Below are 1,143 nucleotides of genomic sequence, written 5' to 3' on the forward strand. Positions count from 1 at the left end.
ACATCGAAGAGGTCACGACGACGATTCAAATGGCACAGGACCACGCGAGCACCGCCGAAGCGGCGACGACCGATATTACCGACGCCACGGCCGACCAGACGGTCGCACTCGATGCGCTCGCCAATCGCGTGGCCGAACTCGTCGGCGGCGACGCAGCGGCCTTGGAAGAAGTCGAAGACCTCGACGTCGTTCAGGCGGCGACCGACGGCGGACGGGTGTCTACCCACGAACGAAACGAGTCGTACTCGGAGGCCGACGCGGATACTGATTCGACTGACGACACGGTCGGCGGCTTCCAGTTCGGCCGATAGCTGAACTGACACCACCCTCCCCACTCCACACTACTCCACTCAATCGGCTTTCTCGCTCTTACTGACTCAATCGAGATCGACCGCGCAACTCTCGACGTACTCAATATCTCCAATCGTGTCGATACCGTCTTCGCCGCAAACCGGACACTCGGGGTTCGTTCGGTACGGAACCGTCTCGAACGACATGTCCATCGCGTCGTAGAACAGCAATCGCCCATCGAGCACCTCGCCCGCTTCGAGGATGACTTTCACCGCTTCAGTCGCCTGAATACACCCGACCGTTCCGGGGAGGACGCCGAGGACGCCCGTCGTCGCGCAGTCGGGGACGGTCCCCGGTTCGGGCGCTTCGGGGAACAGACACCGATAACACGGCCCGTCGGGCAGGAGCGTCGTCGCCTGTCCCTCGAACTTGTATATCGCGCCGTGGACGAGCGGAATCTCCTCGAATCGGCAGGCGTCGTTGAGCAGATAGCGCGTCGGGAAGTTGTCGGAAGCGTCGACCACCACGTCCGCATCGGCGATGAGGTCGTAGACGTTCGATTTGTCCACACGCGCTTCGATTGGTTCGACGCTCACGTCCGGGTTGAGGCCGCGGACGAACGCGGCGGCGCTCTGGGCTTTCGGTTCGCCCACGTCCTCGTCGTGGTGGATAATCTGCCGCTGGAGGTTGCTTCGCTCGACTACGTCGTCGTCGACAACGACGAGTTCGCCGACGCCGACCGCGGCGAGGTACTGGATAGCCGGCGCTCCAAGCCCTCCCGCACCGACGACGACGACCCGTGAGGTTAACAGACTCTCCTGGTCTTCCGGGGCAACCTCGTCCATTGTGATA

General features: G+C 62.7%; 1 protein-coding gene and 1 pseudogene. One reads left to right on the forward strand and one right to left on the reverse strand.

Features of this window, described 5'->3' with window-relative positions:
• Window positions 1-311, forward strand: a pseudogene (locus QT222_RS00800) (methyl-accepting chemotaxis protein); the annotation flags it as partial.
• A gap of 66 nt (window positions 312-377) precedes the next feature.
• Here QT222_RS00800 and ubaA read toward each other — a convergent pair.
• A complete protein-coding gene (gene ubaA, locus QT222_RS00805; protein WP_491475990.1) occupies window positions 378-1,142 on the reverse strand; it encodes an SAMP-activating enzyme E1 in 765 nt (254 codons plus the stop codon).
• Window position 1,143: the final 1 nt, after the last annotated feature.

Source organism: Haloferax sp. s1, from assembly GCF_058382125.1.